This window comes from Burkholderia sp. BCC1640 (assembly GCF_902833125.1).
In the GTDB taxonomy this organism is placed as follows: domain Bacteria; phylum Pseudomonadota; class Gammaproteobacteria; order Burkholderiales; family Burkholderiaceae; genus Burkholderia; species Burkholderia diffusa.
Window position 1 is genome coordinate 39,934 of record NZ_CADFEF010000016.1, and the last position, 26,412, is coordinate 66,345.

At 69.7% G+C, this 26,412-nt stretch carries 31 protein-coding genes; 12 read left to right on the forward strand and 19 right to left on the reverse strand.

The window, feature by feature from the left end; all coding sequences use genetic code 11:
• Positions 1-124 precede the first annotated feature (124 nt).
• Positions 125-931, reverse strand: coding sequence for a hydroxyacylglutathione hydrolase (gene gloB, locus HWX25_RS18480; RefSeq protein WP_059523480.1), 807 nt, complete (start codon positions 929-931; stop codon positions 125-127).
• A gap of 18 nt (positions 932-949) precedes the next feature.
• Here gloB and HWX25_RS18485 point away from each other — a divergent pair, with 18 nt between their 5' ends.
• From HWX25_RS18485 to dnaQ, 3 genes are read left to right on the forward strand one after another with little or no spacing between them, the layout of a single operon-like run.
• Positions 950-1,762, forward strand: coding sequence for a class I SAM-dependent methyltransferase (locus HWX25_RS18485; RefSeq protein WP_059523482.1), 813 nt, complete (start codon positions 950-952; stop codon positions 1,760-1,762).
• Complete coding sequence (rnhA, locus tag HWX25_RS18490) at positions 1,759-2,202, forward strand: ribonuclease HI (RefSeq protein ID WP_059523484.1); 444 nt, start codon at positions 1,759-1,761, stop codon at positions 2,200-2,202. The genes HWX25_RS18485 and rnhA overlap by 4 nt, the downstream gene beginning before the upstream one ends.
• A 38-nt stretch (positions 2,203-2,240) precedes the next feature.
• Complete coding sequence (dnaQ, locus tag HWX25_RS18495; protein WP_175909571.1) at positions 2,241-2,975, forward strand: DNA polymerase III subunit epsilon; 735 nt, start codon at positions 2,241-2,243, stop codon at positions 2,973-2,975.
• A gap of 34 nt (positions 2,976-3,009) precedes the next feature.
• Here dnaQ and HWX25_RS18500 read toward each other — a convergent pair whose 3' ends face one another.
• Positions 3,010-3,342, reverse strand: a complete 333-nt coding sequence (locus HWX25_RS18500) for a YnfA family protein (RefSeq protein WP_059523489.1) — start codon at positions 3,340-3,342, stop codon at positions 3,010-3,012.
• Between the two features lie 539 nt (positions 3,343-3,881).
• Here HWX25_RS18500 and proP point away from each other — a divergent pair.
• Complete coding sequence (proP, locus tag HWX25_RS18505; RefSeq protein ID WP_175909574.1) at positions 3,882-5,369, forward strand: glycine betaine/L-proline transporter ProP; 1,488 nt, start codon at positions 3,882-3,884, stop codon at positions 5,367-5,369.
• Between the two features lie 109 nt (positions 5,370-5,478).
• Here the strand turns inward: proP and HWX25_RS18510 are convergent, their stop codons facing one another.
• Positions 5,479-5,676 carry a hypothetical protein gene (locus HWX25_RS18510; protein WP_044844954.1) on the reverse strand — a complete coding sequence of 66 codons (198 nt, stop codon included), beginning with the start codon at positions 5,674-5,676 and terminating at the stop codon, positions 5,479-5,481.
• 342 nt (positions 5,677-6,018) lie between these two features.
• Complete coding sequence (locus HWX25_RS18515) at positions 6,019-6,648, reverse strand: glutathione S-transferase (protein ID WP_059815760.1); 630 nt, start codon at positions 6,646-6,648, stop codon at positions 6,019-6,021.
• 145 nt (positions 6,649-6,793) lie between these two features.
• Between HWX25_RS18515 and phaZ the strand changes: the two genes are divergently transcribed.
• Positions 6,794-8,017, forward strand: a complete 1,224-nt coding sequence (phaZ, locus tag HWX25_RS18520; protein ID WP_175909576.1) for a polyhydroxyalkanoate depolymerase — start codon at positions 6,794-6,796, stop codon at positions 8,015-8,017.
• Here the strand turns inward: phaZ and HWX25_RS18525 are convergent.
• From HWX25_RS18525 to madL, 11 genes are all read right to left on the reverse strand, one after another.
• Positions 8,004-8,672, reverse strand: a complete 669-nt coding sequence (locus tag HWX25_RS18525; protein WP_175909577.1) for a phosphoribosyltransferase — start codon at positions 8,670-8,672, stop codon at positions 8,004-8,006. The two genes, phaZ and HWX25_RS18525, sit on opposite strands and share 14 nt — an antisense overlap.
• A 175-nt stretch (positions 8,673-8,847) precedes the next feature.
• Positions 8,848-9,369, reverse strand: coding sequence for a phospholipase D-like domain-containing protein (locus tag HWX25_RS18530; RefSeq protein WP_059691163.1), 522 nt, complete (start codon positions 9,367-9,369; stop codon positions 8,848-8,850).
• A gap of 150 nt (positions 9,370-9,519) precedes the next feature.
• Positions 9,520-10,452 carry a malonate decarboxylase subunit epsilon gene (mdcH, locus tag HWX25_RS18535; RefSeq protein WP_175909580.1) on the reverse strand — a complete coding sequence of 311 codons (933 nt, stop codon included), beginning with the start codon at positions 10,450-10,452 and terminating at the stop codon, positions 9,520-9,522.
• Positions 10,449-11,315: a triphosphoribosyl-dephospho-CoA synthase MdcB gene (gene mdcB / locus HWX25_RS18540; protein WP_175909582.1), complete on the reverse strand. Its 867-nt coding sequence runs from the start codon at positions 11,313-11,315 to the stop codon at positions 10,449-10,451. The genes mdcH and mdcB overlap by 4 nt, the downstream gene beginning before the upstream one ends.
• Positions 11,312-11,980: a malonate decarboxylase holo-[acyl-carrier-protein] synthase gene (mdcG, locus tag HWX25_RS18545; RefSeq protein ID WP_175909584.1), complete on the reverse strand. Its 669-nt coding sequence runs from the start codon at positions 11,978-11,980 to the stop codon at positions 11,312-11,314. Before mdcG ends, mdcB begins: the two co-directional genes overlap by 4 nt.
• Positions 11,967-12,674, reverse strand: a complete 708-nt coding sequence (mdcE, locus tag HWX25_RS18550; RefSeq protein ID WP_175909586.1) for a biotin-independent malonate decarboxylase subunit gamma — start codon at positions 12,672-12,674, stop codon at positions 11,967-11,969. Before mdcE ends, mdcG begins: the two co-directional genes overlap by 14 nt.
• Positions 12,661-13,596 (reverse strand): biotin-independent malonate decarboxylase subunit beta, encoded by a 936-nt coding sequence (locus HWX25_RS18555; protein WP_175909588.1) that lies wholly within the window; start codon positions 13,594-13,596, stop codon positions 12,661-12,663. The genes mdcE and HWX25_RS18555 overlap by 14 nt, the downstream gene beginning before the upstream one ends.
• Positions 13,593-13,907, reverse strand: coding sequence for a malonate decarboxylase acyl carrier protein (gene mdcC, locus HWX25_RS18560; RefSeq protein ID WP_059691158.1), 315 nt, complete (start codon positions 13,905-13,907; stop codon positions 13,593-13,595). Before mdcC ends, HWX25_RS18555 begins: the two co-directional genes overlap by 4 nt.
• Before the next feature lie 10 nt (positions 13,908-13,917).
• On the reverse strand, positions 13,918-15,564 hold the full coding sequence (gene mdcA / locus HWX25_RS18565; RefSeq protein WP_059691157.1) for a malonate decarboxylase subunit alpha: 1,647 nt from the start codon (positions 15,562-15,564) through the stop codon (positions 13,918-13,920).
• A gap of 154 nt (positions 15,565-15,718) precedes the next feature.
• Entirely contained in the window at positions 15,719-16,486 is a 768-nt protein-coding gene (gene madM, locus HWX25_RS18570) for a malonate transporter subunit MadM (protein ID WP_175909589.1), read from the reverse strand.
• Between the two features lie 11 nt (positions 16,487-16,497).
• Positions 16,498-16,893 (reverse strand): malonate transporter subunit MadL, encoded by a 396-nt coding sequence (madL, locus tag HWX25_RS18575; RefSeq protein WP_059449382.1) that lies wholly within the window; start codon positions 16,891-16,893, stop codon positions 16,498-16,500.
• Between the two features lie 333 nt (positions 16,894-17,226).
• On the opposite strand from madL, the gene HWX25_RS18580 reads away from it, so the two are divergent.
• Positions 17,227-18,075, forward strand: a complete 849-nt coding sequence (locus HWX25_RS18580; protein ID WP_039322076.1) for a LysR substrate-binding domain-containing protein — start codon at positions 17,227-17,229, stop codon at positions 18,073-18,075.
• Between the two features lie 176 nt (positions 18,076-18,251).
• Complete coding sequence (locus HWX25_RS18585) at positions 18,252-18,530, forward strand: DUF4148 domain-containing protein (protein ID WP_059523512.1); 279 nt, start codon at positions 18,252-18,254, stop codon at positions 18,528-18,530.
• 39 nt (positions 18,531-18,569) lie between these two features.
• Here the strand turns inward: HWX25_RS18585 and HWX25_RS18590 are convergent, their stop codons facing one another.
• Positions 18,570-19,487, reverse strand: coding sequence for a 3-hydroxyacyl-CoA dehydrogenase NAD-binding domain-containing protein (locus tag HWX25_RS18590; RefSeq protein ID WP_175909591.1), 918 nt, complete (start codon positions 19,485-19,487; stop codon positions 18,570-18,572).
• 251 nt (positions 19,488-19,738) lie between these two features.
• Between HWX25_RS18590 and HWX25_RS18595 the strand changes: the two genes are divergently transcribed.
• Together HWX25_RS18595 and HWX25_RS18600 are read left to right on the forward strand one after the other, a co-directional pair.
• Entirely contained in the window at positions 19,739-20,179 is a 441-nt protein-coding gene (locus HWX25_RS18595; RefSeq protein WP_175909593.1) for an Hsp20/alpha crystallin family protein, read from the forward strand.
• A 16-nt stretch (positions 20,180-20,195) separates the two neighbouring features.
• A complete protein-coding gene (locus tag HWX25_RS18600; protein WP_175909595.1) occupies positions 20,196-20,606 on the forward strand; it encodes an Hsp20/alpha crystallin family protein in 411 nt (136 codons plus the stop codon).
• A gap of 108 nt (positions 20,607-20,714) precedes the next feature.
• On the opposite strand, the gene HWX25_RS18605 is transcribed toward HWX25_RS18600, so the two are convergent.
• Together HWX25_RS18605 and HWX25_RS18610 are read right to left on the reverse strand one after the other, a co-directional pair.
• The gene (locus tag HWX25_RS18605) at positions 20,715-21,017 is read right to left on the reverse strand and encodes a zf-TFIIB domain-containing protein (protein WP_059523520.1); all 303 of its coding nucleotides are present in this window, start codon (positions 21,015-21,017) and stop codon (positions 20,715-20,717) included.
• Positions 21,018-21,077: 60 nt separating this feature from the next.
• A complete protein-coding gene (locus tag HWX25_RS18610; RefSeq protein ID WP_059523522.1) occupies positions 21,078-21,833 on the reverse strand; it encodes a TerC family protein in 756 nt (251 codons plus the stop codon).
• Positions 21,834-21,942: 109 nt separating this feature from the next.
• Here HWX25_RS18610 and HWX25_RS18615 point away from each other — a divergent pair, with 109 nt between their 5' ends.
• Together HWX25_RS18615 and HWX25_RS18620 are read left to right on the forward strand one after the other, a co-directional pair.
• Positions 21,943-22,836 carry a LysR family transcriptional regulator gene (locus tag HWX25_RS18615; protein WP_175909597.1) on the forward strand — a complete coding sequence of 298 codons (894 nt, stop codon included), beginning with the start codon at positions 21,943-21,945 and terminating at the stop codon, positions 22,834-22,836.
• A gap of 129 nt (positions 22,837-22,965) precedes the next feature.
• A complete protein-coding gene (locus HWX25_RS18620) occupies positions 22,966-23,982 on the forward strand; it encodes a DUF2242 domain-containing protein (protein WP_175909599.1) in 1,017 nt (338 codons plus the stop codon).
• Positions 23,983-24,258: 276 nt separating this feature from the next.
• Here HWX25_RS18620 and HWX25_RS18625 read toward each other — a convergent pair whose 3' ends face one another.
• The gene (locus HWX25_RS18625) at positions 24,259-25,179 is read right to left on the reverse strand and encodes a pyridoxal-phosphate dependent enzyme (protein ID WP_175909601.1); all 921 of its coding nucleotides are present in this window, start codon (positions 25,177-25,179) and stop codon (positions 24,259-24,261) included.
• Between the two features lie 172 nt (positions 25,180-25,351).
• Here HWX25_RS18625 and HWX25_RS18630 point away from each other — a divergent pair, with 172 nt between their 5' ends.
• A complete protein-coding gene (locus HWX25_RS18630; RefSeq protein WP_175909603.1) occupies positions 25,352-26,263 on the forward strand; it encodes a LysR family transcriptional regulator in 912 nt (303 codons plus the stop codon).
• Positions 26,264-26,412 lie beyond the last annotated feature (149 nt).

Here is a 26,412-nt window from a genome sequence, read left to right on the forward strand (position 1 = left end):
TTGCTGGCGATACTACGGAAGTGCGTGCTTCACGTCAATAAAAACACCGAAAACTCAGCCAAATCCTACATTTGGAGCAATTTTTACAGACTCCGCTTGAGCTTTTGGAGTCCTCCGGAAATCGTCATCGGAACCGGTTTTTCCACTCCCGCATCAGCGTGAACGCCGCGAGGCGATCCGGCACCGTTTCGTGCAGCTCGGCCTCGAGCGTCGCATGGATGGCCGGGCTGTCCGACCGCATGAACGGGTTGACGGCGCGTTCGTGCGCGATCGTGGTGGGCAGCGTCGGCACGCCGCGCGCGCGCAGCGCCTGCGCGTCGTCGCGCCAGGCGGCGAGCGCCGCATTACCCGGTTCGCACGCGAGCGCGAAGCGGATGTTCGACAGCGTATATTCGTGCGCGCAATGCACACGGGTGTCGCCGGGCAGCGCCGCGAGCGCGTCGAGCGACGCGAGCATCTGCGCCGGCGTGCCTTCGAACAGGCGGCCGCAGCCGCACGAGAACAGCGTGTCGCCGCAAAACACATGAGGGGTCGCGGCGCCCTGCCCGGCCGCCTGGAAATAGGCGATGTGACCGCGCGTATGCCCCGGCACGTCAAGCACGTCGAACGTGAGCGCCGGTGCGTCGAGCGTCACGCGATCGCCGCCCGCGAGCGGCCGCATGACCACGCCGATCGACTCGGCCGCCGGGCCGTAAACGACCAGCGGCACATCGTCCGGTTGGCCATCGCGCAGCGCGGCGACACCGCCGACATGGTCGGCATGATGGTGCGTGAGTAAAATAGCGGTCAACCGCCAGCCGCGTTCGGCAAGAACACGGCGTACGGGCGCGGCTTCACCCGGATCGACGGCGATCGCATCGCGGCCGTCCGAGACGAGCCAGATATAGTTGTCTTCGAATGCCGGAACCGGCACGTATTCCAGCTCGTTCATGGGCGCGCAATCATCGTTATGTCCGATCGTCAAATTATAGACTGGCCCGCCTGGACCGACTCGCCGCCCGGCCGCTACGTGCTGGACTGGGAGCAGGCGCAGCTCGACCGGATCGTGTCCGACGTCTTCGGGTTTCACGCGCTGCAGCTCGGCCTGCCGCAGCTCGATGCGCTGCGCGAAAACCGCATGCCGTATCGCGGCCTCGTGCTCGACCCGGCGAGCGGCGCGAGCGCGCCCTACCAGTATCCGTGGGCGCGCGAGGCGCACGCGCCCGAACATGCGCCGGCCGGGCGCAGCACGACGTGGAGCGATCTGCTCGACCTGCCGTTCGAGTCGCAGAGCGTCGACCTGATCGTGATGCCGCATACGCTCGAATTCACGTCGGATCCTCACCGCCTGCTGCGCGAAGCCGAGCGCGTGCTGATGCCGGAAGGCCAGCTCGTGATCACCGGCTTCAATTCGCTGAGCCTGTGGGGCATGCGGCAATCGTTCGGACGCATGGCGAACCGTCCGTTCGTGCCGGCCGCGCGCGACCAGATCGCGTTCATCCGGCTCAAGGACTGGATCAAGCTGCTCGGCTTCGATCTCGAGCGCGGCCGCTTCGGCTGCTACCGACCGCCGCTCGTCACCGACAAATGGCTTGCCCGCTACGGCTTCATGGAAGCCGCCGGCGACCGCTGGTGGCCGATCTTCGGCGCCGTCTACATGGTCACGGCCGTCAAGCGCGTGCGCGGCATGCGCCTCGTCGGCCCGATCAAGATGAAGAAGCCCGTGCTCGCGCCGGGCCTCACGCCGGCGGCCACCCCGACCACCCATCAAGAACACTCATGACCACCGACACCATCGACATCTATACCGACGGCGCCTGCAAGGGCAATCCCGGCCCCGGCGGCTGGGGCGCACTGTTGCGCTACGGCGACCGCGAAAAGGAGCTGTTCGGCGGCGAGCCCGACACGACCAACAACCGCATGGAACTGATGGGCGTGATCGCCGCGCTCGAGGCGCTGAAGCGGCCGTGCCGCGTGATCGTCCATACCGACTCGCAATACGTGCAGAAAGGCATCAGCGAGTGGATCCACGGCTGGAAGAAGAAGGGCTGGGTCACCGCGGCGAAAACCCCGGTGAAGAACGCCGACCTGTGGAAGCGCCTCGACGCGCTCGTCGCGCAGCACGAGGTCGAGTGGCGCTGGGTGAAGGGCCACGCAGGCCACCCCGAAAACGAACGCGCGGACGCGCTCGCGAATCGCGGCGTCGAATCGCTCGTGGCCTGAACGCAGGCCACCCCACTGTCTTTCCCGATTTATCCGACATGCGCCAGATCATTCTCGATACCGAAACCACCGGCCTGAATCCCCGCACGGGCGACCGCCTGATCGAAATCGGCTGCGTCGAGCTGCTGAACCGGCGGCTCACCGGCAACAACCTGCACATCTACGTGAACCCCGAGCGCGACAGCGATCCGGGCGCACTGGCCGTGCACGGCCTCACGACCGAATTCCTGAGCGACAAGCCGAAGTTCGCGGAAATCGTCGACCAGATTCGCGACTTCGTGAAGGACGCCGAGCTGATCATCCACAACGCGCCGTTCGACCTCGGGTTTCTCGACGCGGAATTCGCGCGGCTCGACCTGCCGCCGTTCACCGAGCATTGCGGCGGCGTGATCGACACGCTCGTGCAGGCCAAGCAGATGTTCCCCGGCAAGCGCAATTCGCTCGACGCGCTGTGCGACCGGTTCGGCATCAGCAACGCGCACCGTACGCTGCACGGCGCACTGCTCGACTCGGAACTGCTCGCCGAAGTCTATCTCGCGATGACACGCGGCCAGGACAGCCTCGTGATCGACATGCTCGACGACGCAGGCGCCGACGGCGGCGCGGCGAACGGCCAGCGCGTGTCGCTCGCGTCGCTCGACCTGCCGGTTCTCGCGGCGAGCGACGACGAACTCGCCGCCCACCAGACCCAGCTCGACGAACTCGACAAGTCGGTCAAGGGCACCTGCGTGTGGCGCAAGTCCGCCGACGCGGACGCCGCCGAGGCCGCCTGACGCGGCATCTCCCGACCGGCGCCTGCAGCCGCGCTCACGCGCGCGGCTGCAGCGCGATGATCGCCATCCCGCCGAGCGCGAGCACCGCCCCCGCCACATCCCAGCGGGACAGCGCAATGCCGTCGACCACCCGCAGCCAGATCAGCGCCACCGCGATATACACGCCGCCGTACGCCGCATACGTGCGCCCCGCCGCGCTCGGATGCAGCGTCAGCAGCCACGCGAACAATGCAAGCGACAGCGCGGCCGGCACCAGCAGCCACACGGGCCGGCCGCCCTTCAGTACGAGCCACGGCAGGTAGCAGCCGACGATTTCGGCCAGTGCAGTGACGGCGAACAGCGCCGCAATCCTGATCAGTTCGGTCATCCGGTTCCTCGCAGATTCGGCCCCCACCCGGCGGGCCGCGCGACCCCGCCGCGCGCCGCCGATCATACCGGAGCCGGCCTCGCCGGAACGGCCGCCAGACCGGGGATTCCGGGCAATTTGCACGATCGTCTGCCATCGTGCTATCATGTCGCCCGTTTCAACATTCAATCTCTGTCTACTCAATTTCGAAAGAAGTCCGTCCGCGCGTTGCGGGCCGGTGCTTCGACCGGAATTGCATCCACAGGAAAGCCCGCCCGACAGGCCCGCTTTTCTCGTTTCGTTGCCCCTCCGGGGCGCTTGCCGGAACGCCGGACACGTCCGCGCCGGCATCTGCCGCTCGCATCACGCGGCCCATTCTTCATGAGCGCACCGTCGCGACGGCCCATCGGGCCCGCGTCGAAGCAGTCCCTTACGGCCCTTTACCGCCTCATGTGCAGTAAGCGCTTAAATGGCCTGCCCCGACGCGCAGCACGCGACATCGCGCTCGCTGGCAAACCGTGTCGGACGGCCCGCCCGTTCCGGCGCAGTCAAAGGAGTGCATGACCTTGACCGCAACACACGTCAGCCCGACCGCTGCTTCTTCCACCACGTCGTCCGGCGAGGCCCCGCTCGCCGCGGACGACATTACCGTAGTCGACCAGAGCCTGCTCAAGCGCGCCGTCAGCGCGATGGCCATCGGCAATGCGATGGAATGGTTCGACTTCGGCGTCTACAGCTATATCGCCGTCACGCTCGGCAAGGTGTTCTTCCCGTCCAGCAGCCCGTCCGCGCAGCTGCTCGCGACCTTCGGCACCTTCGCCGCCGCGTTCCTCGTGCGACCCCTCGGCGGCATGGTGTTCGGCCCGCTCGGCGACCGCATCGGCCGCCAGCGCGTGCTCGCCGCCACCATGATCATGATGGCCGTCGGCACCTTCGCGATCGGCCTGATCCCAAGCTATGCGTCGATCGGCATCATGGCGCCCGTGCTGCTGCTCGTCGCCCGCCTCGTGCAGGGCTTCTCGACCGGCGGCGAATACGGCGGCGCCGCCACCTTCATCGCCGAGTTCTCGACCGACAAGCGCCGCGGCTTCATGGGCAGCTTCCTCGAGTTCGGCACGCTGATCGGCTATGTGATGGGCGCCGGCGTCGTCGCGCTGCTCACCACGTCGCTGTCGCAGGAAGCGCTGCTGTCGTGGGGCTGGCGCGTGCCGTTCCTGATCGCGGGCCCGCTCGGCCTGATCGGCCTGTACATCCGGATGAAGCTCGAGGAAACGCCGGCGTTCAAGCGCCAGGCCGAAGAGCGCGAAGCGCAGGACAAGGCCGTGCCGAAGGCGCGCTTCCGCGAAACGCTGATGCGCAACTGGCGCGCGCTGCTGCTCTGCGTCGGCCTCGTGCTGATCTTCAACGTGACCGACTACATGGTGCTGTCGTACCTGCCGAGCTTCATGTCGTCGACGCTGCACTTCGACGAGTCGCACAGCCTCGTGCTGGTGCTGATCGTGATGGTGCTGATGATGCCGCTGACGCTCGCCGCCGGCCGCCTGTCGGACAAGATTGGCCGCAAGCCGGTGATGCTGGCTGGCTGCGTCGGCCTGCTGGTGCTGTCGATCCCGTCGATGATGCTGATCCACGCGGGCACCACCGCGTCGGTGTTCGGCGGCCTGCTGATTCTCGGCGTGCTGCTGTCGTGCTTTACCGGCGTGATGCCGTCGGCACTGCCGGCGCTGTTCCCGACCGAGATCCGCTACGGCGCGCTCGCGATCGGCTTCAACGTGTCGGTGTCGCTGTTCGGCGGCACGACGCCCCTCGTCACGGCATGGCTCGTCGACGTGACCCATAACCTGATGATGCCCGCGTACTACATGATGGGCGCCGCCGTGATCGGCATCGTGTCGGTCGTCGCGCTTGCCGAAACCGCACGCCAGCCGCTCAAGGGCTCGCCGCCGGCCGTCGCGACGCGCCGCGAGGCGCACCAGCTGGTGCGCGAGATGCGCGAGAACGACGACGACGCGGAAATTTACGGCGTCGTGTCGACTGCACGCGCCTAAGCATCGCCCAAGAAAAAGCCCCGGCAAAAGCCGGGGCTCGATCGAACCCGATCCGCCCGACCGGCTTGCGCCGGCCGGGCTTTTTTTCATCTGTTGGATGGACGCGCGATCATGCGTGCGCTTCGCAGTGGCGGCAGAAGATCAGCGCCCGCGAACGCGACACCGCAGCCTGCGCACCGCGCGCCGCGACGATCAGCCCGACCTGGCCGAGATTGAAATCGCGCTCGACCATCAGCTGCGTCAACGCGGCAAGCGGCAACACGACGGACGGGTGGTACAGACTCGATTCGATCAGCGCTCTCATCATCGGCTCCATCAGGCAATGCATATTCGATGGAGTGGATTCTAGGGATCGGCCGCAACCGGATAAACAGCGCGAATGCGAAGTCACTTGTCAGCGGCGGATAACAATCGGCCGCGCCTTTGGCGGACAGGGCCGAGCGGCCGGCGGCGGACGGCCCGGGGACGCAAGACGGACCGTGCGCGACGGGGTCTTGCGGACGCCGCACCAGGCGAAAACGAGTGACCACGCGGCCGATGGCGGCGGAGTCGATCCGTGCCGGATGCCGGCACGAGTCCCGGCGAGATCGCACGCCGGTTGCGTCGCCCGCCACCCTCGCCCCCGTGCCGACGCGACAGCCGCCGGGCTTCAGTCGAGCGGCGTCTCGACAAACGCCGGCAGCGCTTCCGCCCGCGCCGAATGTGCGGCGAGCGCCGGATAACGGGCCGGATCGATCCGCGCGAGCGCCGGGTACTCGGTGCTCGTGAATTGCGTGAAGCGCCACGCGACGGCGACGGTCACGTCGGACTGCAGCAGGCGCGCGCCGCCGAACCAGCCATTCGCGGCCGCGACGAGCGGCTCGAGCTTGTCATACGCGGCCTCGATCTGGCCCAGCACCCGCTCGAGCCACGGGGCATGCTGCTTCTCGGCCGGCCGCAACGCATGCTCGTACACCACCTGCACGGTCTTCTCCGCCGCCGCCAGCGCGAATCCGACCGGCACGAGCGTGCGCAGCCGCGCGTCGGCGGCGTCGGGCAGCAGACGCCGCTCGGGCGCAACGCGATGGTCGAAATAGTCGACGATCAGCGACGAATCGATCAGCGTCGCACCGTCGTCGGTCACGAGCGTCGGCGCCTTCACGACCGGGTTGAATGTCTGGAACTGGTCGAACTGACGGAACACCGAGATCGACTCGTGTTCGAACGGCAGGTCGAGCAGCTTCGCCGAAATGGCGGCACGGCGCACGAACGGGGAATCCAGCATGCCGATCAGCTTCATCGCGAACGCTCCACTTGAGGGGATGGGATCGATGACTGTAGCAGCGCCGTATGTCGCCGCCTAGGGCCGGTCACGTTTCCGACACCCGCTGCGCGGCCAGAGTGACCATAATGCAGATTCACGCCCCCTCCGACCAAGGTTCGCCATGTGGTACGCCGTCGTCGAGCAGCAGCGGGAATGGATGCGCGCCTGGCGCGCGGCGACGTGCCACGCGTTCGACGTGTGGCCAGCCGCGACGCTGGCGCACGCCGCGTCATCGTGCTACGACGACCTGTTCGAGCCGCTCCTCGGGCCCGCCGCCGGGCCGCCGCGCTTCGAGATTCGGCGCGCGGCGGTCGACGAGCGAATCGTCGCGCGCACGCCGTTCTGCCAGCTGCGACGCTTCGCGCGCGACGACACGCGGCGCACGGTGCTGCTGTGCGCACCGCTCGCCGGACATGCGGCCGTGATGATGCGGGAAACCGTCGAGGCGCTGCTCGCGGACGGCGACGTCTGCGTGACCGACTGGGTCAATGCGCGCGACGTCCCGCTCGCGGCGGGTCGCTTCGGGCTCGACGAATACGTGGCGACGCTCGACGGCTTCGTCGACGCACTCGCCCGCGACGCTCGGCCGCTGCACGTCGTCGCCGTGTGCCAGGCCACCGTTCCCGCGCTCGGCGCACTCGCGCTGCGCGCCGCGCGCGGCCTCGCCCCGCCCGCGAGCGTCACGCTGATCGGCGGGCCGCTCGACGCGCGCGTCAACCCGACCACGCTCGGCACCACCGCCGCGTCCCGGTCGCTCGCGTGGTGTCGCCGCCACCTGATCGACATCGTGCCGCCGCGCTTCCCCGGCCGTGGCCGGCACGTGTTCCCGACCTATCTTCAGCAAGGCGAGATCGCGCTGCTGTATCCGCAACGCTTTCTGACGCTGATCGAGGACTACGCGCGCGCGGCGTCGCATTTCGACCTGACGGCGCTGGCGGACGCGCGGCGTGCGCTGCGCGAATACACGGCGCTGCTCGACATGCCGGCCGAATATTTCCTGGATACCGTCGATATCGTGTTTCAGCGAATGTGCCTCGCGAACGGCACGTGGGACGTCGGCGGACAGCGCGTCGAGCCGGCCGCGCTGCGCGGCGTCGCGCTGCTGACGGTCGAAGGCGGTTGCGACGCCGTCACGGGCACCGGCCAGACGCATGCGGCGCTCGCCATGTGCCGCGGCCTCAAGGCCGGCGAGCGCCAGCGCCTCGATGTCGACGACTGCGATCATTACGGGTTGTTCACGGGCGCGCGCTGGCGCAGCGAAGTCCATCCGGTGCTGCAGCGCGTGTTCGCGCAGGCCGAAGCCGGTCGCCCGGGATCGCGCCGGCGCCGTATCAGACGGACGTGACGTCGTCGTCCGGCGCGCGGGCCGCGTCGAGGAGCGCACGCACCTCGTCGTCCCCGGTCTGGTCGAAACGCACGTAGAACTGGCTGATCCCGAAGAACGACAGCGGCTGCAACACCGTCACGAACGCGTCGGCCAAATCGTCGAACGCACGCCCGGCACCGTCCGGTGCGACGGGTACGGCAGCCACGATGCGCGCGGGATGGCGCTCGCGCAGCGCCTGCAGCGCGACGCGCATCGACGCGCCGGTCGCGACGCCGTCGTCGACGACGATCGCGATACGGCCGTCGACCGGCAGCGGCGGCCGGGCGCCGCGATACAGCGCTTCGCGGCGCTGCAGTTCGGCCGTCTCGCGCGCGATCACGTCGGCCAGCTGCGCATCGGTCACGCCCATCGCGCGGATCGCCGAATGCTGCAGGTGGATCGCTCCGCCGGTCGCGATCGCGCCGATCGCGAATTCCGGATCGGACGGCATGCCGAGCTTGCGCACCACCAGCACGTCGAGCGGCGCGCGCAGCGCCTGCGCGACCGGGAATGCGACCGGCACGCCGCCACGCGGCAGCGCGAGCACGACGACGTCGCGACGCCCCGCATAATCCTGCAGCGCGTGCGCAAGCCGGCGACCCGCGTCGGCGCGATCGACAAAACATTCGGTCACGATCGGCTCCCTGCCGTTGCGCCGGATGCGAGACACCCGCACCGGCACCCTGTTCAACGAGCATGGTCCATCGGACGCGCCGATGCAAGCGGGGTCATACCGGCGCGCGCGGCATGCGGATCGTGGCGGGAAAAGGATGGATGGCGTTCGCCCGGGCGGACTCGCCGTCAGGCGCTCAGAGCCCGCCGGCCTGCCGGTACAGCCGCCAGAACGACTGCGCGTACGACTGCGCGAGTTCCGGTGCGCGCTGGAACACGTTCACCGTTTCCGCGTGCGCGGGCGCGCCGTCGGACAGCGTCGTCAGCGCGACGCTGTCGTCGACGATCACGAAGCGCGGCGCAGGATCGCCGTGCCGCGAATCGATTGCGACGTCGATGCCGGCCGATTTCAGATAACCCGCGCCGCTGTATTTGCCCGCACGCGACGAGCGCACCAGCACGACGCGCACTTCGATGCCGCGCGAACGCGCGTCACGCAGCGCCGCCGCGACCGCGGGCGGCACGTACGCGTACCCGGCCAGCAGCACGCGGCGCTGCGCCTGACCGATCAGGTCGACGGTCGCGTCGGCCGCCGCATTGTCATACGAAAAGTACGTGCCGACCGATGCGGCATCGGACGGAATCGGGCTGGCGTGGGCGGTCGCCGCGCAGCAAAGCACGGCGAGGAGGAAGGCGGCGGATCTCATGGCGGGCGCCATTGTAGCGACGCCAATTCGCGTGGCAAGCGCCTGCTGCGACGGTGCTGCGCCGGCGCAACACCCGATGCGCAACGCCCGCCTGGCGGGCCGGTTCCGGAATCGATCTTGCCGGGATTTCCGAGCGTTTCCGGGCCGCTCGCATGCCGCTCGTCAGCCGGCCGCGACGCGTGCGAGCCAGCTCGCGATACCGTCGACGGAACGAAAATCCGCGACGCTGCGTGCCGGCCGCGCCGGATACGCGCCGCCCGCCATCTCGGTCAGGGCGCGGCCCGGGCCGAGCTCGAGAAACGCGGTCGCGCCGGCCTCGACGCACGCGGCCAGGCAGGCCGCCCACTCGACCGGCTCCGCGATCTGGCGCGCGAGCTTGTCCAGCCCCGCATCAACATCGAGCACGGACGCGCCATCGATCCCCGAAAACAGCCGCGTGCCAGGCAACCGCCGGCGCACGTTCACGGCAGCCAGCGACGCGCGAAACGCGGGCACCGCCGACGCGAGCCGGCGCGTGTGCGACGCGATCCGTACACACACGGGCGCGACGCGCAGCGCACCGTCGCGTGCCGCGTCGTCGGCCACCGCGGCGACGTCGGCCTGCCGTCCGGCCACCACGAATGCGTCGCCCGGATTGGCGATCGCAATCGCCGCATCGCGGCCGTCGCACAGTTGCGCGAGCTGCGCGCGCGTCAGCCCGCGCACGAACGCCATCCGTTCGTCGCCGCCGCTCGCGGCGTCCATTGCGCGCGCGCGCGCGTCGGCCAGATCCAGCGCATCGTGCGGATCGATCATCCCCGCGACGCTCCATGAAGCGACTTCGCCGACGCTATACCCGGCGACACAGCGCCGGCGCGGCCACACCGCTTCGAGCAACGCGGCCGCCGCGAGCGCCTGCACCGTGCAAAGGATCTGCGCGGCGCGGTTCTCGCGCAGCGCGTCCGGTTCAGCGTGCCGCACCCAGTCGCGCGGATCGTCGCCAAGGAGCCGGCCGGCATGCTCGAACAGCGCATCAGCCTGTGGCGCGGCACCGGTCAACTCGAACATGTCCGCCCGCTGCGCGCCTTGCCCCGAACACAGGATCGCCAGCGTCATCGCCCCTCCTCGGCCGCTTCGAGTGCGTCGACGAACACGCTCATCGCCAGCAGGTCGGCCGCGCCGCCCGGGCTCAGCCGGCGAGCGACGAACGCATGGTGCGCGGCGGCCGCGCGCAATCGCCAGTCGCGAGCGCGTATGCCGCCGCGGGCGACGAATGCGCGCGCCGTGGCCCGCGCGAAATCGAGGCCGGCCTGCCCGCCCCGGTGCAGCAGGTTCGTATCGTCGAGCGCGGCGATCAGCGCGAAGCATGCGTCGACGCGCGCGGCTTCCGGATCGTCCGGCACGCGGCACTGCGCGCGGCGCAGTGCCGGCAATCCGACGCCGTACACGGTCGCGAACCCGTCGGCCGCCTCGCGACGCGCGCCGCCGACGCCGTAGCGGCGGCTCGCGCGCTCGCCGTGGCTGTCGGGCAGCCGCGGGCCACCGAGGATCTCGGCGCCCCACCGCCGCGCGACGAACGCGCCGAGCGTCATCGTGCGTGCCGCCGTGCCGGGCACCGCGCGGCGGCCGGCGGCCGCGCACAGCAGCCCGAGCCCGAAGATCGCGCCGCGATGCGTGTTGACGCCGCCGGTCGCGGCGAGCATCGCGTGTTCCGCGCGCAGTCCGATCTTGCGCAGCACGGCCATGCCCGCGTCGCGCGCGCCGGCGTCGGCGAGCTCTGCGAAGTACGGCCGAAGCACGGCCGCGCTGCGCGCGAACGTCGCGGCGTCCATGTCCGCATGGCTGCCGGTGTCGACGTGACTGACGAGGCCCGGTTTCGGATATGTCTCGATTTCGAGCACGAGGCTGCGCTCGGCGAGTTCGGCGATGCGCTCGGCGTCGGACGGCGCCGCCGCGCGGCAAGCGGCCCATGCACTCATCGCGTGCCCCCCGTGAATGCGTCTGCAGACATCAATTCGACCGCCACCGCCGTCTTGACCGCGACTTCCGGCAGCCGCGCATGCAATTCGCGCCAGTTCACGCCCGCGCCGTCGTCGCGCAGCAGTTCGCCGTCGACGCGCATCGGCGCGCGCGCGTCGAGTGCCGCCAGGCCGTCGAGCAGCGCGGCGAGCGATGCGGTGGCCGGCAGCGGGAACACGATGTCGAGATCGGAGGACGCGCTCAGATAGCACTCGCCCGTCAGCGCCTGCCACGCGAGACTGCCGAACACGCGACCCTGCACGCCGCAGCGCTTGCCGAGCGCCTCCAGCTCGCGCAGCGTCGCGTGCCAGGCGTCGGGCGCGGCGACCAGCACGTCGGCCAGCGTGGGCAGCGGGCCGACCGACTCGACCGCGTCGGCGGCGACGTTCAGGGCGATGCGCCGCTTGCCCGCGGAAGGCGGCAGCGGCACGCCGAGCGGCACGCGCCGCGCATCGGCCTCGTCGGGCGACGCGCGGCGCACGATCAGCGGCCAGCCGCGCGCGGCCCACGCCTGCACGAGCGGATCGGCCGCCAGCGCGGGATCGCGCGAGCATGCGGCGCCCCACCCGGCCGCCGTCAGCGTGACGAGCGTGTGGCGGCGCAGCGGCGTGTCAGCGTGCGGCACGCGCGAGTGCCTCGACGCGCCGCGCGACGTCGGCCGCGACCGGCCGGCCGCGCGCTGCACGACCATCGGTGCGATCGGCCGGCTTGCCGAGCCATTCGCCGACCTGCGCGTCGAGCGCGCGGGCCGGATCGAGCACGGCGTCGACGGCGCCCATCTTCACGAGATTGTCGAGTCCTGGCGCGAACACCGGCGTCGAGCGCGCCATCTCCTTCAGCACGTCGATCGGCAGCTTCGTCACGCGCGACATCGACGGCAGGTCCATCACCTCGGGCTCGGCACCCGGCACCGCGAGCAGCGTGCGCGTCGCGAGCGCGGTCGCGATGAACGCGCCCGCGGCCGTATGGCCGTACAGCAGCCCGATCGTCCGGTGCCCGACGAGCTCCGCATGCATCAGGCATTTCGCGAGATGCGACAGCCCTTCGTTCAGGCCGAGCAGTTCGTCGCGCTTGCTCATCCGCTGGCTGTCGCTGTCGACGAGCACGAGAAGCGGCGTGCCGCTGCCGCGCTCGATCGTGTCGAGCACGTGCGACGCGAGCGTGAGGGCTTCGTCGATGCCGAATGGCAGGCGGTCGGCGACGCCGATCACGTCGACGCGCGTGCCGGTCAGGTCAGCGTGGCCCGACAGCAGGCCGCCGTTTCGCTCGATCGAATGGCCCTTGGGAAACAGCGAGTTCAGAACTTCATCGAGCGTCATGCTGTGGCTCCTGTAGCTGGTCGGCGAGCTTTGCGAATTCGTCGTCGGACATGCCGGGAATCGCTTCCGGCTCGCTCGCGCCGAGCGCGCGCCACACGTCGAGCGCATCCTTGCACGTGCCGAACCGCGCGACGCGCGCTTCGAGCCGCGCCTGCTCCACGCGCAGCATCGCCGCGTCGAATGTCGGCGCACGGCCGATCAGGTCGAGCGCGGCCGCGCGAAACGCATCGGGCGTATCGGCCACGTAGCGATCCGCACCGCCGATCAGTCGACGGTGCTTGCCGCCCATCGTGCGCCAGATCAGCGCGCGGTCCTTCGCGTCGAACTCCTCGACGCCGCGGTTGGTCTCGATCACCTCGGGCCCCGACACGCTGATGCGGCCCTGCTCGGACACCGCGAGCGCCGAGCAGCACGCAGCGAGCAGCCCGCCGCCGCCGTAGCAGCCCGCGCGCCCGCCGATCAGCCCGATCACCGGCACGCCGGTCGCGCGCGCCTCGACGAGCGCACGCATGATCTCGGCGATCGCGAGTTCGCCCGCATTCGCTTCCTGCAGCCGCACGCCGCCGGTGTCGAACAGGATCAGCACCGGCGTGCCGCGTTCGCGCGCCGCACGCAGCAACCCCGTGAGCTTCGCGCCGTGCACCTCGCCGAACGCGCCGCCCATGAAGCGGCCTTCCTGCGCGGCGACGAACACCGCCTTGCCGTCGAGCCGGCCGTGGCCGACCACCATGCCGTCATCGAACTGCTGCGGCAGGTCGAACAGCGGCAGGTGCGGGCTCGTCACGCGCTCGGCCGGCCCGAGAAACTCCGTGAAGCTGCCCGCGTCGAGCAGCCCGTCGACGCGCTGGCGCGCCGACGCCTCGTACCAGCTCGCGGCATTCGCGACGAACGCCGGGACGTCGTGGATCGTGTCGGTCATCATGCCTCCCCCTCGATCGCGCGCACGGCCTGCGCGAGCCGCAGCGACACCATGTCGGGCCGCGCGCCGCCGTCGTTGATCGACAGCTTCAGGCCGCCCGGCGCGCGCCGTTCGACGAAGTCCGACACGACGGCCTGCCACACCGCGCCGAAACCGACCGCCGCGGTGCGGATGTCGATCTCGCATTCGTTGCCCGGCAGCACGCGCTCGACGAGCACCTCGAGATTGCCGGACGCGACCACGCCGACGAGCGCCGTGGCCAGTTCGCCCCGCGCACGCCCGCGCGCGGTGAAGCGATAGTTCAACTGTTCCATGCCCTCTTCCTCACCAGTTGCGGAACCGGGCCGGCGGCGCATACAGGCCGCCCGACCAGTGCACGAGATCCTTGATCGAGCGCGCGGCGAGCCAGCGGCGGTCGGCGTCGAGCGGATCGATGCCGAGATCCTCCGGGCGGCGGATCACGCCGCGCTCGCGCAGCCGCTCGACCATCCTGCGGTCGCGGCCGCGACCGACTTCCGTATAGCCGGCCACGCCGCGGATCGCGTGCTCGCGTTCGTCCTTGTCGCGGCACATCAGCAGGTTCGCGATCCCTTCCTCGGTGACGATGTGCGTGACGTCGTCGCCGTAGACCATGATCGGCGCGAGGTCGAGCTGCAGCTTGTCGGCGAGCTTCAGCGCATCGAGCTTCTCGACGAACATCGGCACGTTCTTGTCGCCGAAGGTCTCGCCGATCTGCACGACCAGCTTGCGGCCGCGCCTGAGCGCCGCCGGCGTGTCCGGGTCGGCTTCCGCGCCGGCCTTCAGCCACGGCTCGCTCGGGTGACGCCGGCCGCGCGCGTCGCTGCCCATGTTCGGCGCGCCGCCGAAACCGGCGATGCGCTCGGCGGTGACCGTCGACGAATGGCCGGACAGGTCGATCTGCAGCGTCGAGCCGATGAACATGTCGCACGCGTAAAGGCCGGCGGTCTGACAGAACGCGCGGTTCGAGCGAAGCGACCCGTCGGGGCCCGTGAACCACACGTCGGAGCGCGCGCGGATGTAGTCGTCCATCCCGACTTCGGAGCCGAAGCAGTGGATCTGCTCGACCCAGCCCGATTCGATCGCGGGAATCAGCGTCGGGTGCGGATTGAGCGCCCAGTGCGTGCAAACCTTGCCCTTCAGCCCGAGCTTCGCGCCGTAGGTCGGCAGCAGCAGCTCGATCGCGGCCGTGTTGAAGCCGATCCCGTGATTCAGGCGCTTGATCCCGTACGGTTCGTAGATGCCCTTGATCGCGAGCATCGCGGTCAGGATCTGGGTCTCGGTGATCGCGGCCGGGTCGCGCGTGAACAACGGCTCCACGTAGAACGGCCGACCGGCCTCGACGACGAAATGCACGCGGTCGCCCGGGATGTCGACGCGCGGCACCTTGTCGACGATGCGGTCGACCTGCGCGATCACGATGCCGTCCTTGAACGCGGTGGCCTCGACGACGGTCGGCGTGTCTTCCGTGTTCGGGCCGGTATACAGATTGCCGTCGGCATCCGCGCTGACCGCCGCGATCAGCGCAACCTGCGGCGTGAGATCGATGAAGTAGCGCGCGAACAGCTCGAGATACGTGTGCACCGCGCCGAGCGCGATCTTGCCGCCGAACAGCAGCTTCGCGATCCGCTGCGACTGCGGGCCCGAATACGCGAAGTCGAGGCGCTTCGCGATCCCGCGCTCGAACACGTCGAGATGCTCCGGCAGCACGACACCCGACTGCACCATGTGCAGGTCATGGATCTTCGCGCTGTCGACGTCGGCGAGCGCCGTCGCGAGCAGGTCGGCCTGCTTCTGGTTGTCGCCTTCGAGGCACACGCGATCGCCGGGCCGCAGCACCGCTTCGAGCAACGCGACGGTGTCGCGCGCATCGACCCGCTTGCCGCGCGCGAAGGCCGCGCCGGCCGCGAGGCGTGCATCGCGCGCCTGCCGCGCGTGATTCCATCCCGTCATGAACAGTTCTCCCGCTTCGATGGTTCAGCGGCATTCTAAGCCTGGCGCCGCCGCCGATTGATGATGTTGACGAATCCGACTCAGAGGACACCGCGATGGATGCGGGCCGCCGCGGAACTGCGCGCGCCGGCCGCATGCGACGCGCCATGCGCGGTCACGCGCCGACCAGCGCGCGCGTCGTGAAGAACAGCACCGACGGCCCGAGCAGGCAGCCGACGCCGGTATGGAACGTCGCGACCAGCGCGCCATACGGCACGAGCCGGCGATCGGTCGCGGCGAGGCCCGCGCTCACGCCGCTCACCGTGCCGGCGAGGCCGCCGAAGATCATCGCGGAGCGCGGCGTCTTCAGGCCCATGAAGCCGGCCGCGACCGGCGTGCCGATCATCACGATGATCGCCTTCACGAGGCCCGTCGCGATGCTGAGCGCGATCACGTCGGAGCTCGCGCCGATCGCGGCGCCGGTGACAGGCCCGACGATATAGGTGACGGCGCCCGCGCCGATGGTCGTCATGCTGACCGCATCGGTGTAGCCGAACGCGCGCGCGATGCACGCGCCGACGATGAACGGCAGCACCGTGCCGAGCAGCAGCGACACGACGCCGACGAGGCCGGCCTTGCGCGCCTCGGTCGGCTGCACTTCGAACGCGGTCGCGACGATCGTGAAATCGCGCAGCATCGCGCCGCCCATCAGGCCGATGCCCGCGAACAGCGGCACGTCGGCGATTCCCTTCTCGCCCCCGGTGAACGCACCGCCGACATACGCGAGCGCAAGACCGATCACGATCGCGATCGCGGAACCGTGCACGCGGCCGAAGGTAAGCTTGCGCGACGCGATCGACGACAGCCACATGATCAGGCCGACCAGCGCGAACGACGCGACGAGCCCGTTGTGGGCGACGGTTTTTTCGAGCATCTGCAGCATGGCGGCCTCCGTCACTGTTGTTCGAATTGCGGCACGCCCGCGAAGGCCGTGTCGTCGCGCCCCGTGCGCACGAGTACCGCGATGCAGCACGCGCAGATCGCGACCGCGCCGATGGCGGCGAGCAGCGCGACCGGCCCGCCCTTCAGCGCGGCGACCACGTTCTGGTTCGCGGCCATCGCGACGACGACGGGGATGTACATCGCGCCCCAGAAACCGACGCCCGCCTCGGTTTCCTTCGGCAGCCAGCCGCGCCGGTGCAGCCACAGGCGCAGGCAGATCAGCAGCAGCATCGCGATACCGACGCCGCCGACGTTGGTCTTCACGCCGATCGCGGCGCCCAGCAGGTCGCCGAGGAACAGCCCGGCCAGATGGCAGAACGCCAGCAGCGCGGTTCCGTAGATGATCATGAGTCGTCTCCAGTCTCTTCGTGACGGGCGCCTGACGCGTGCGGAAGCCAGGCCCGCACGCCGATCCCGGGCGCGGACGGTCTGTCTCCCGCGGCGGTGCGCCGCGGCCCGGCGGCTCGTCGTGCGAGCGCGTTCTCGGGCGGTCGATGGGATGATGCGGTTTCGGGCCGGACGCCGGATGGCTTAGACTGACCGATGCAGCCGACGGCACGACACGGGCAACGCGTCCGGTGCGCCCCGTTTGCATGGGCCGCACCGGGGCGTGATCCGATACTAGCGCCGCATGATCCGGCCATTTATGAAATTGTCGAAACCGATTCAGTGGATTTAGCAATGCGTCCATTACCGCCCGAGCTGCTGCGCAGCTTCGTCGCCGTCGCCCAGTCCGGCAGTTTCACCGCCGCGTCCGAGCGCGTGAGCCTGTCGCAGTCGACCGTCAGCCAGCACATCCGCCGCCTCGAGGAGCTGCTCGACCGGCCGCTGTTCGAACGCGACACGCGCAACGTGCATCTGTCGCAGCACGGCGACGCGCTGTTCCGCTACGCGGTGCGCATCCTCGAACTGATGGACGAGGCCGTCACGTCGGTGTGCGGGCCGCCGCTGTCGGGCAAGGTGCGGCTCGCGATGTCGGAGGATTTCGCGTCCGCGCACCTGACGGCCGCGCTCGCGAGCTTCGTGCAGCGCAATCCGGAAGTCGAGCTTGCGATCTCGACGGGGTTGTCGGGCGACCTGTTCGACGCGCTCGACGAAGGCCGCCACGATCTGGTGTTCGCGAAGCGTGTCGCGGGCAGCCGGCGCGGCCGCGTGATCCGCAGCGAACCGCTGTACTGGTGCACCGGCCCCGATTCGCGGATCACAGGCCACGAGGCCGTGCTGCCGCTCGCGATGCATCCGGAGCCGAGCGTATCGCGCCGCCGCGTGCTCGAGTCGCTCGAGGCGGTCGGCCGCCCGTACCGGATCGCCGTCGTGAGCAGCAGCATCGCGGTGCTGCGCGCGGCCGCGAGCGCAGGGCTCGGCGTCAGCGCGTTTGCGGGCTACGTGATTCCGGCCGGGCTCGCGCGGCTCGACGCGGGGCTCCCCGAACTCGGCGAACTCGAATACGTGATCGACCGGCCGGCGGCCGCCTCGCGCTCGACGCTCGCGCTCGAGGCGACGCTGATCGCGGCGGCGGCCGAGCTGTAGCGATCGCCTTCGCCGTGACGCCGACGCCGCCGCGCCGCGGCGTAAGCGCGCAACTGACAATCGTGCCCGGAACGCGTCAGCGTCCGCGCAGCACTCGCTCGCGACAATGGGACCCATCGGAACGCACGGCAATGTGCCGCGCATCCGCTATCCCGTCCCCTTGATCGGAGCACACCATGAACGTCTTGCGATTCGCCGTCGCGACCGCCGCAGCCGCACTGCTGTCCCCCGCCTTTGCGCAAACCGATGCCGCTGCCCCCGCGCAGGGCCTGACGCGCGCGGAAGTCGTCGCGCAGCTGAAGCAGGCGTACCTCGACGGCGAACTGCCGACCAACGACGGCAACTATCCGCCGAATGCCGCGACGCGCGCACGCAATCGCGAACTGGTGCAGGCCGCGCAGCCCGCGTGGCTCGCGCAGACGCCGCGGGCACCGCAAACGGCCGTCCAGCAATAGCCGCTCACGGCACGACCGGAACGCCGCGCGGCAACGCGCTCAGGGCAGGAAGCTGCGGCGCCGCGCGTCGATCAGCTCGACGAGCAGCCGATCGCGCTCGGCCGCCAGTTCCTGCATCGAACGTTCGCCCTGGATCGCGCGCAGTTCGTCGTTCAGCTTGCGATCGACGGCCGGATCGAACGACGGCGTGCCGAGGTCGTCCCACCACGTGGTGATCGGCCCCGCCAGGTGTTGGAGGAAGTGCGCGATCCCGCCCGCGCCGCCGCCGAGGTGATAGGTCAGGCACTGCCCCATCAGCCCCCACCGCAAGCCCGGCCCCCATGCGACCGCCTTGTCCGCGTCGGCGACGCTCACCACGCCTTCGCCGACGAGGTGATACACCTCGCGAAACAGCGCGGCCGCGAGCCGGTTCGCGACGTGGCCGGTCATTTCCTTGTTGAGCACGATCGTCTGCTTGCCGAGCGCGTCGTAGAAATCCTTCACGCGCGCGATCACGTTCCGGTCGGTCGCGTCGCCGCCGACCAGCTCGACGAGCGGAATCAGGTGCGGCGGGTTGAACGGATGCGCGATCAGGCAGCGTTCCGGGTGCTTGTCGCAGGCGGTCTGGATCTCGGACATCTTCAGGCCCGACGAACTCGACGCAATCGGCACGCGCGCGGGCAGCACGTCGTCCATCTGCCGGTACAGCGCGCGCTTCAGGTCGAGCCGCTCGGGGCCGTTTTCCTGCACGAAATCGACGTCGTCGAGCGCGCGCACGAGATCCGCATCGAACGACAGCCGCGCGGAAAGTTCGGCGGCCCGGTCACCGAGGAATGCGGCGAGCGCGTCGCGCAGACGCGCGTCGGCCTGCGGTGCGGGATCGGTCGCGACGACGTCGAAGCCCTTCGACAGATAGAAAGCCGCCCAGCTCGCGCCGATCACGCCGGCCCCGACGATCGCGATGCGTTGAATGTCCATGTCCGTCCCGTCTCCGTGGTCTGTGGATAGCGCGACGATTGTCGCATCGATTCACGTCACGACGCGTTGATGCCGGTTGCACTTCCTCTCTTGAAAACCGCCGCGACGGCCTCTAATTACCGGTTGCCAGGCGGTGCCCGTCACACGCACTGCCCCCGTTTCGACTCGGCGGAAAGCCGCGCATCGCACTCGCACTCGCCATCGGCGTCGCGTCGGCGCGTTTTTCGCGTTTCCTGTTCCGGAGGACCTTCATGAGCGGTATCCATCACGGCCACGACCTGTTCGATGAATTCGCCCGCGTGCAGCGGCAGATGGCGAGCCTGTTCGGCGAGCTTCCGACCGGCATCCGCGCGGTGCGGCCGAGCGCGTTTCCCGCGCTGAACGTCGGTGCGACCGACGACGCGATCGAGATCGTCGCGTTCGCCCCCGGCACGGCCGCGGCCGATTTCGACGTCTCGATCGACAGGGATCTGATGACGATCAGCGGCGAGCGCAAGCCCGTGCCGCAAGACGCCGGCGACGACGTGCGCACCTATGCGCAGGAGCGCTTTCACGGTGCGTTCCGCCGGGTGGTCGAGCTGCCGCAGAACGCGGACGCGGACAACGTCAGCGCCCGCTACGAAAACGGCTGCCTGCTGATTCGCGTCGGCCGGCGCGAGGCATCGAAGCCACGTGCGATCAACGTTCAGTAACCTTCAGGAGAACGACATGAATATGAGCCAGATCCTGACGGAACGCCAGGCCGGCGCCGTCCACGCGCCCGCCGCCGAGGCCGCACGCCGGCCCGCGATCACGCCGGCCGTCGACATCGTCGAAGACCAACGGCGCGTCACGCTGCGCGCCGACCTGCCGGGCGTGCCGCGCGAGAATCTCGACGTGAAGGTGCACGACAACACGCTGACGATCGAAGCCGACACGCGCATCGACACGCCAGCCGACCTGCGCGTGCGGCATGCCGAAGTCCGCGCGCCGCGCTTCGCGCGCACGTTCGTGCTGAGCCCCGATCTCGACACGTCGCGAATCGATGCGAGCCTGCGCGACGGCGTGCTCACGTTGACGATTCCGCGTCGCGAGGAGACACGCCCGCGCCGCATCGACGTGACGGCCGGCAACGCGTAAGCGCTGGCGCGTGCCGATCGCGCGACTCGCATGACAAAGCCCCGCCGGGCATGACACCCGGCGGGGCTTTGTTTCATCGTGCGGCGCGGTGCACGCCCGCCGTCACGCTCAATCGAAATCGAACAGGTCGAACACCGATTTCTTGCGACGCTGGCCGTCGTGGCGATAGCGGTCGTCGTGCGAGCGGCCGTCGCGCCCCCAGCCGTCGTCGCGCCCGCGCGGCGCCTGCGCATCGTGCCGCACCGGCGGCTCGTCGCGGCGCGGCGGCGCATCGCCGGTTTCGCGTGCGATCAGCTTGTCGAGCTCGCCGCGATCGAGCCACACGCCGCGGCACGTCGGACAGTAATCGATCTCGATCGACTGGCGCTCGGCCATCAGCAGGTCGGGCGTCTTGCAGACCGGACATTTCATCGCGCTTCTCCCTTCGTTGAGCATTCCGAACCAAGGGCGGGCCCTCGCCCGCCCGCTTTCTCAGTGACCTTCGACCCGCGCCGCGCGCTTCGCCTTCGCACGCCGCGCCAGCATGTTCATGCCTTCGACGAACGCCGAGAACGCCATCGCCGCGTAGATATAGCCCTTCGGCACGTGCGAACCGAAGCCTTCCGCGATCAGCGTCATGCCGATCACGACGAGGAACGACAGCGCGAGCATCACGATCGTCGGGTTGCGGTCGATGAAGCGTGCGAGCGGCTGCGCGGCGAACAGCATCACGCTCACCGCGACGATCACCGCGACGAACATGATCGGGACATGCTCGGTCATGCCGATCGCGGTCACGATGCTGTCGATCGAGAACACGATGTCGAGCATCACGATCTGGCCGATCGCGGCCCATACCGTCAGGCCGGCCGCGCCGCCGGACGCACCCGCGCCGTCGCCGTCGTGCGACACGTGGTGATGGATCTCGGTGGTCGCCTTCCATACGAGGAACAGGCCGCCCGACAGCAGGATCATGTCGCGCCACGAGAACGCGTGATCGAACAGCGTGAATACGGGCTCGGTGAGACTCGCGATCCACGCGACGCTGCCGAGCAACGCGAGGCGCATCACGAGCGCGAGCGCGATGCCCAGGCGCTGCGTGCGGGCGCGCTGCGCTTCGGGCAGCTTGTTGCTGAGGATCGAGATGAAGATCAGGTTGTCGATGCCGAGCACGACTTCCATCACGACGAGCGTCAGGAGCGCGGCCCAGACGGCGGGGTCGGCGGCAAGCGTCAGCAGGTAGTCCATGAAAAGGGCCGATTCGAATGTGGAAAGCCCGATGATAGGCCACCCCACGACTTCGAAAAAATCAGAGAGAATCTGATCTTTGGTTCGGTTTTTCCGAAATATCGATCCGATGCTGAATTTTCGCCATCTGTACTATTTCTGGGTCGTCGTGAAGGAAGGCGGTTTCGCGCGCGCCGCGGAGCGGCTCGACATGGCCGTGCAGACGATCAGCGCGCAGGTCCGCGAACTGGAAAAGGCGCTCGGCCACCAGTTGCTGCGCCCGGTCGGGCGCAGCGTCGCGATGACCGATGCGGGCCAGGCCGCGTATGCGCGCGCCGAGGTCATCTTCGAGATGGGCCGGCTGATTCCCGACGAGGTGCGCGCGGCGGCCAGCCAGCCGACCGTGCGGCTCGCGGTCGGCCTGGCCGACGGGATCTCGAAGCTCGCCGCGCATGCGATCCTCGCGCCGGTGCTCGACACGCCCACGCTGCGGCTGCTGTGCCACGAGGGCGAGCACGACGCGCTGCTCGCGGAACTGGCGCTGCATCACCTCGACCTCGTGCTGGCCGGCCAGGGCGCGCCGTCGGGGTCGAATCTGCGCGTGACGAGCGAGCGGCTCGTCGCGTCGCCGGTCGACTGGTACGGGCCCGCGGCGCTCGTCACGACGGCCGCGCGGCAGCGCTTTCCGGAGTGCCTCGCCGAGTTGCCGGTGCTGCTGCCGACCGCCCACTCGGCGCTGCGCGCACGCCTCGACCTGTGGCTGGAACGGGAACGGATCGTGCCGCGCGTGGCCGGGGAATTCGAGGACAGCGCGCTGATGGCCGTGTTCGCGGCGCGGGGCCTCGGCGTGTTTCCGCTCAGCGAACTCGGCGCGAACGATGCATCGCTGCTGCGTGGGCTGCGCCGGCTCGGCCGGGCGGGCGACGTGACCGAGGAAATCCACGCGATCCGCTCGCGGCGCGGCGAACACCACCCGCTGGCATCGCGACTGCTCGCCGCCGCGCGGCCTGCGCCGGCCGCCTGAAGCGAGCGCGACATCAAACGAAACTATAATGACGCCCCGGCCATACGAGATTGCCACGCGCATCGCACCGGCCCCGCCGCTGCGCCCGCAGCCCCGCGCGGCATCTCGCCGAGCCTTTTGAAAGACGCCATGCACAACCGATTTCGCCTGTTTTCCGTTTCGTGCGCGCTCGCGGCCGCGACCGTGCTGGCGGCGTGCTCGTCGCCGCCCAAGCCGATTTACCAGCAGGAGCAGTTCGACGCGACGAGCAGCCCGTATGCGCACACGTTCCGCTCGAAATCCGACGCGGCCTGCGAGGCCGCGCGGCGCGCGCTGCTGAGCCAGGGCTACGTGGTGTCGTCGTCGCGCAACGATGCGGTCGACGGCAGCAAGAATTTCCAGCCGAGCAACGACATGCACGTCGTGATCGAGTTTCACGTCGTGTGCGCGGACGCGAATGCCGACGGCTCGTCGAGCATCGCGTACGTGAACGCGGTGCAGGACCGCTACACGCTGAAGAAGTCGAATACGTCGGCGAGCGTCGGGCTCAGCGTGTTCGGCTCGCTGTCGCTGCCGATCGGGTCGAGCGACGACGCGCTCGTGAAGACCGCGAGCGAGACGATTCCCGCCGGCGTGTTCTACGAGCGCTTCTTCAATCTCGTCGAGCATTTCCTGAAGATCGATCCGGCCCGCCGCGACCGCGCGACCGTGAAGGCGGCCGAGAAGGAACCCGTCACACCGCTGCCCGAACCCGCGCCGACGCCGCAGGGCGAGCCGATGAAGATGACGACGCCGGTCGTGCCGACGCCGCCTGCCGCGCCGGTGCCGCTGTCGGGGCCGGGCGTCGCGCCGGCTTCGGGCGCGTCGGCCGTGCCTGCTGCGCCTGCCGCGGCATCGGCCGTGGTCGCGCCGGGGGCGATGCGGGGTGGCGTGCCGGCATCGGTTGCGGCACCTGCGTCGGCGGCCGTGCCTGCTTCGACGTCGGCTTCGGCACCCGCCTCCGTGCGGACGCCCGCGTCTGCTTCGGCATCGCCCGCATCGGCAGCCTCCGCACCTGCCCCCGCGAGCGCTGCTCCGGCATCGGCGAACAAGGCGCCCTCGCCCGCTGCCGCCGATCCCGTCGCCTCGTCCGCACCGACCGGTGCCAGCGCGCCGTCCGCGAACTGAACGCGCATCCCGCTCACCGCGCCGTGCGCCCATCGCGCGCGGCGCGCCACATGCTCCCCTTCCCGCCGTCCTCCGGCGAGATCACCGCACACCCGAGAAACCGGCCGCGCGTGCTCGCCGTGACGTAATCGGCAATCGGGCGCAGCCCGGCGCGAGAACCACGCGAATCCCGATTCCTCGAACGCCCGCGATCATTCCCGCCGCGCGATCACTCCGTCGTTACGTCTTCGCCCCCGCAGCGCCGCCCGGCCGCGCCGCGGCACGCGCACTGGCGCGCTACCGCAACGTCGCGTTCAGCGCCTGCAACTGCTCGACCGTCGCCGTCACGCCGCCGCACACGATCACCGCGATTTCCGACGCAGAAGCAAGCGCCGGCACCGACTGTTCGAGCGCGGCCAGCGCGGCGCCGCACGCCGGCTCGACGACGATCCGGTGCTCGTCCACGAACCGCAGCGACGCAGCCACCGCCTGCGCATCCGACACGACGACCGGATGGATCGCATGCCGCTTCGCCCATTCGACCGCCGCGTCGCACGGCCGCTTCGCGCCGAGCGACGTTGCGATGCTCGTGATCGCCGGCAATTCGACCGGACGACCTTGCGCGACCGAGCGCGCATAGCTGTCCGCGCCTTCCGTCCCGACCGCGACGACCGGCACGTCGTGCCAGCCGTTGCGTGCGAGCCCCTCGAGGACGCCGCACAGCAGCCCGCCGCCGCCGACCGCGAGCACGACCGCGTCGGGTTTCGGGCCGGCCGCCGCCATCTCGTCGATCATCGTCGCGTGCCCCCGCCACAGCACGGGGTCGTCGAACGGATGCACGAACGCGTCCTGCGCGCCGACGGCCGACAGCGCGTACGCGTTCGCCTCAGCCCAGCTCGCGCCGTGCACGACCACCTCCGCGCCCTCCGCGCGGATCAGCGCCCGCGCGCGGGCCGATGCGGTTTCCGGCACGGCGACGAGCACCGGCACGCCGAGCTCGCGACCGCAATACGCGACCGCGATGCCCGCATTGCCGCCCGACGACGACACGAACCGGCGCGCGCCGGCCGCATGCCGCGCTTCGCACACCGCGCCGATGCCGCGCAATTTGAACGAACCGGACGGCTGCAGCGCGTCGAGCTTCAATCGGATGTGCTTGCCGAGACGGCGCGACGCGATTTGCGAGCGGACATAGGGGGTCGGGATATGAAGCGGCATGGTGCGGGACACGGTCGGGACAAAGGGAACGCACGCGGCCCGTGAACAGGCCCGGCAACGTCGATCATCGTACGGCACGCCCGCCATGCTTTTCCAATACCATCGGATGGTGCTTGCCATGCTTGGCAGGCATATCCACCGAATCAAGTCCGACAACCGGAGTCGACACCGCATGCGCCAGATCGAACTGCGTCACCTGCGTTACTTCGTGGCCGTCGCGCAAGCCGGCAGCGTGATGGCCGGCGCCCGCGCGGCCGGCATCGTCCAGCCCGCGCTGTCGCGGCAGATCCGCGAGCTCGAGGATGCGATCGGCACGCCACTGCTGATCCGCCGCACGACGGGCGTCACGCTGACGGCGGCTGGCGCAAGTTTCCTGCAGGATGCGACGGGCCTGCTCGCGACGTTGCAGGACAGCCGCGAGCGCGCGTTGCGCAGCGCATCCGGCCAGCTCGGCGAGCTGCGCCTCGGCGCGCTGCCGAACTGCCTGCCGCTGCCGGTCGTCGCGAACGTGCTGAAGGCGTTTCGCGACGCGTGTCCGGACGTGAAATTGTCGATCGCGCCGATGCTGTCCGCCGAACAGGCGGCAGCGCTGATGCGCGGCCAGCTCGACGGCGGCATCATGGCGTGGCGCCGAGACGAAGCGCCGCATCTGTCGGGCGTGCGGCTGCTGAGCGACCGCTTCGTGCTCGCGATGCCTGCGCCACCCGGCGGCCGCTTCCGCGCGCCGCGCACGCTTGCCGACGTCGCGCACGAACCGTTCGTCTGGTTCGACGCGCAGCGCTCCGCCGCGCATCACCGCTTCCTGATGGCGCAGTGCGAACGGGCCGGCTTCACGCCGCGCATCGCGCAGGTGGGCAGCGACATCCCGACGCTGATCGGTCTCGTGGCGGCCGGCATGGGCTGTGCGTTCGTGCCGGAAAGCGCGTCGCCGACATGCCCGCGCACGGTTCGGCTCGTCGCGCTCGACGAACTCGCGAGCCGCTTCGATATCGAGTTCGTATTCGACGGTGCGGCGGTGCCGACGTCTCCCGTCGTCGCGCGGTTTCTCGAAGCGGTGCGCGACGCGGCCGGCCAAGCGGAATGATCGATCGACGGCACGCGCGAGCCGCGCGCCGACGGTGGATTCAGTCGGCTTCGTCGTCATCGCGCACTAAACATTGGCTCGGACAAACGAAAAATCTTTCAGATCGATGACGGACGACGCCGTCACGTCGGAATTTTTAAATTGGCACC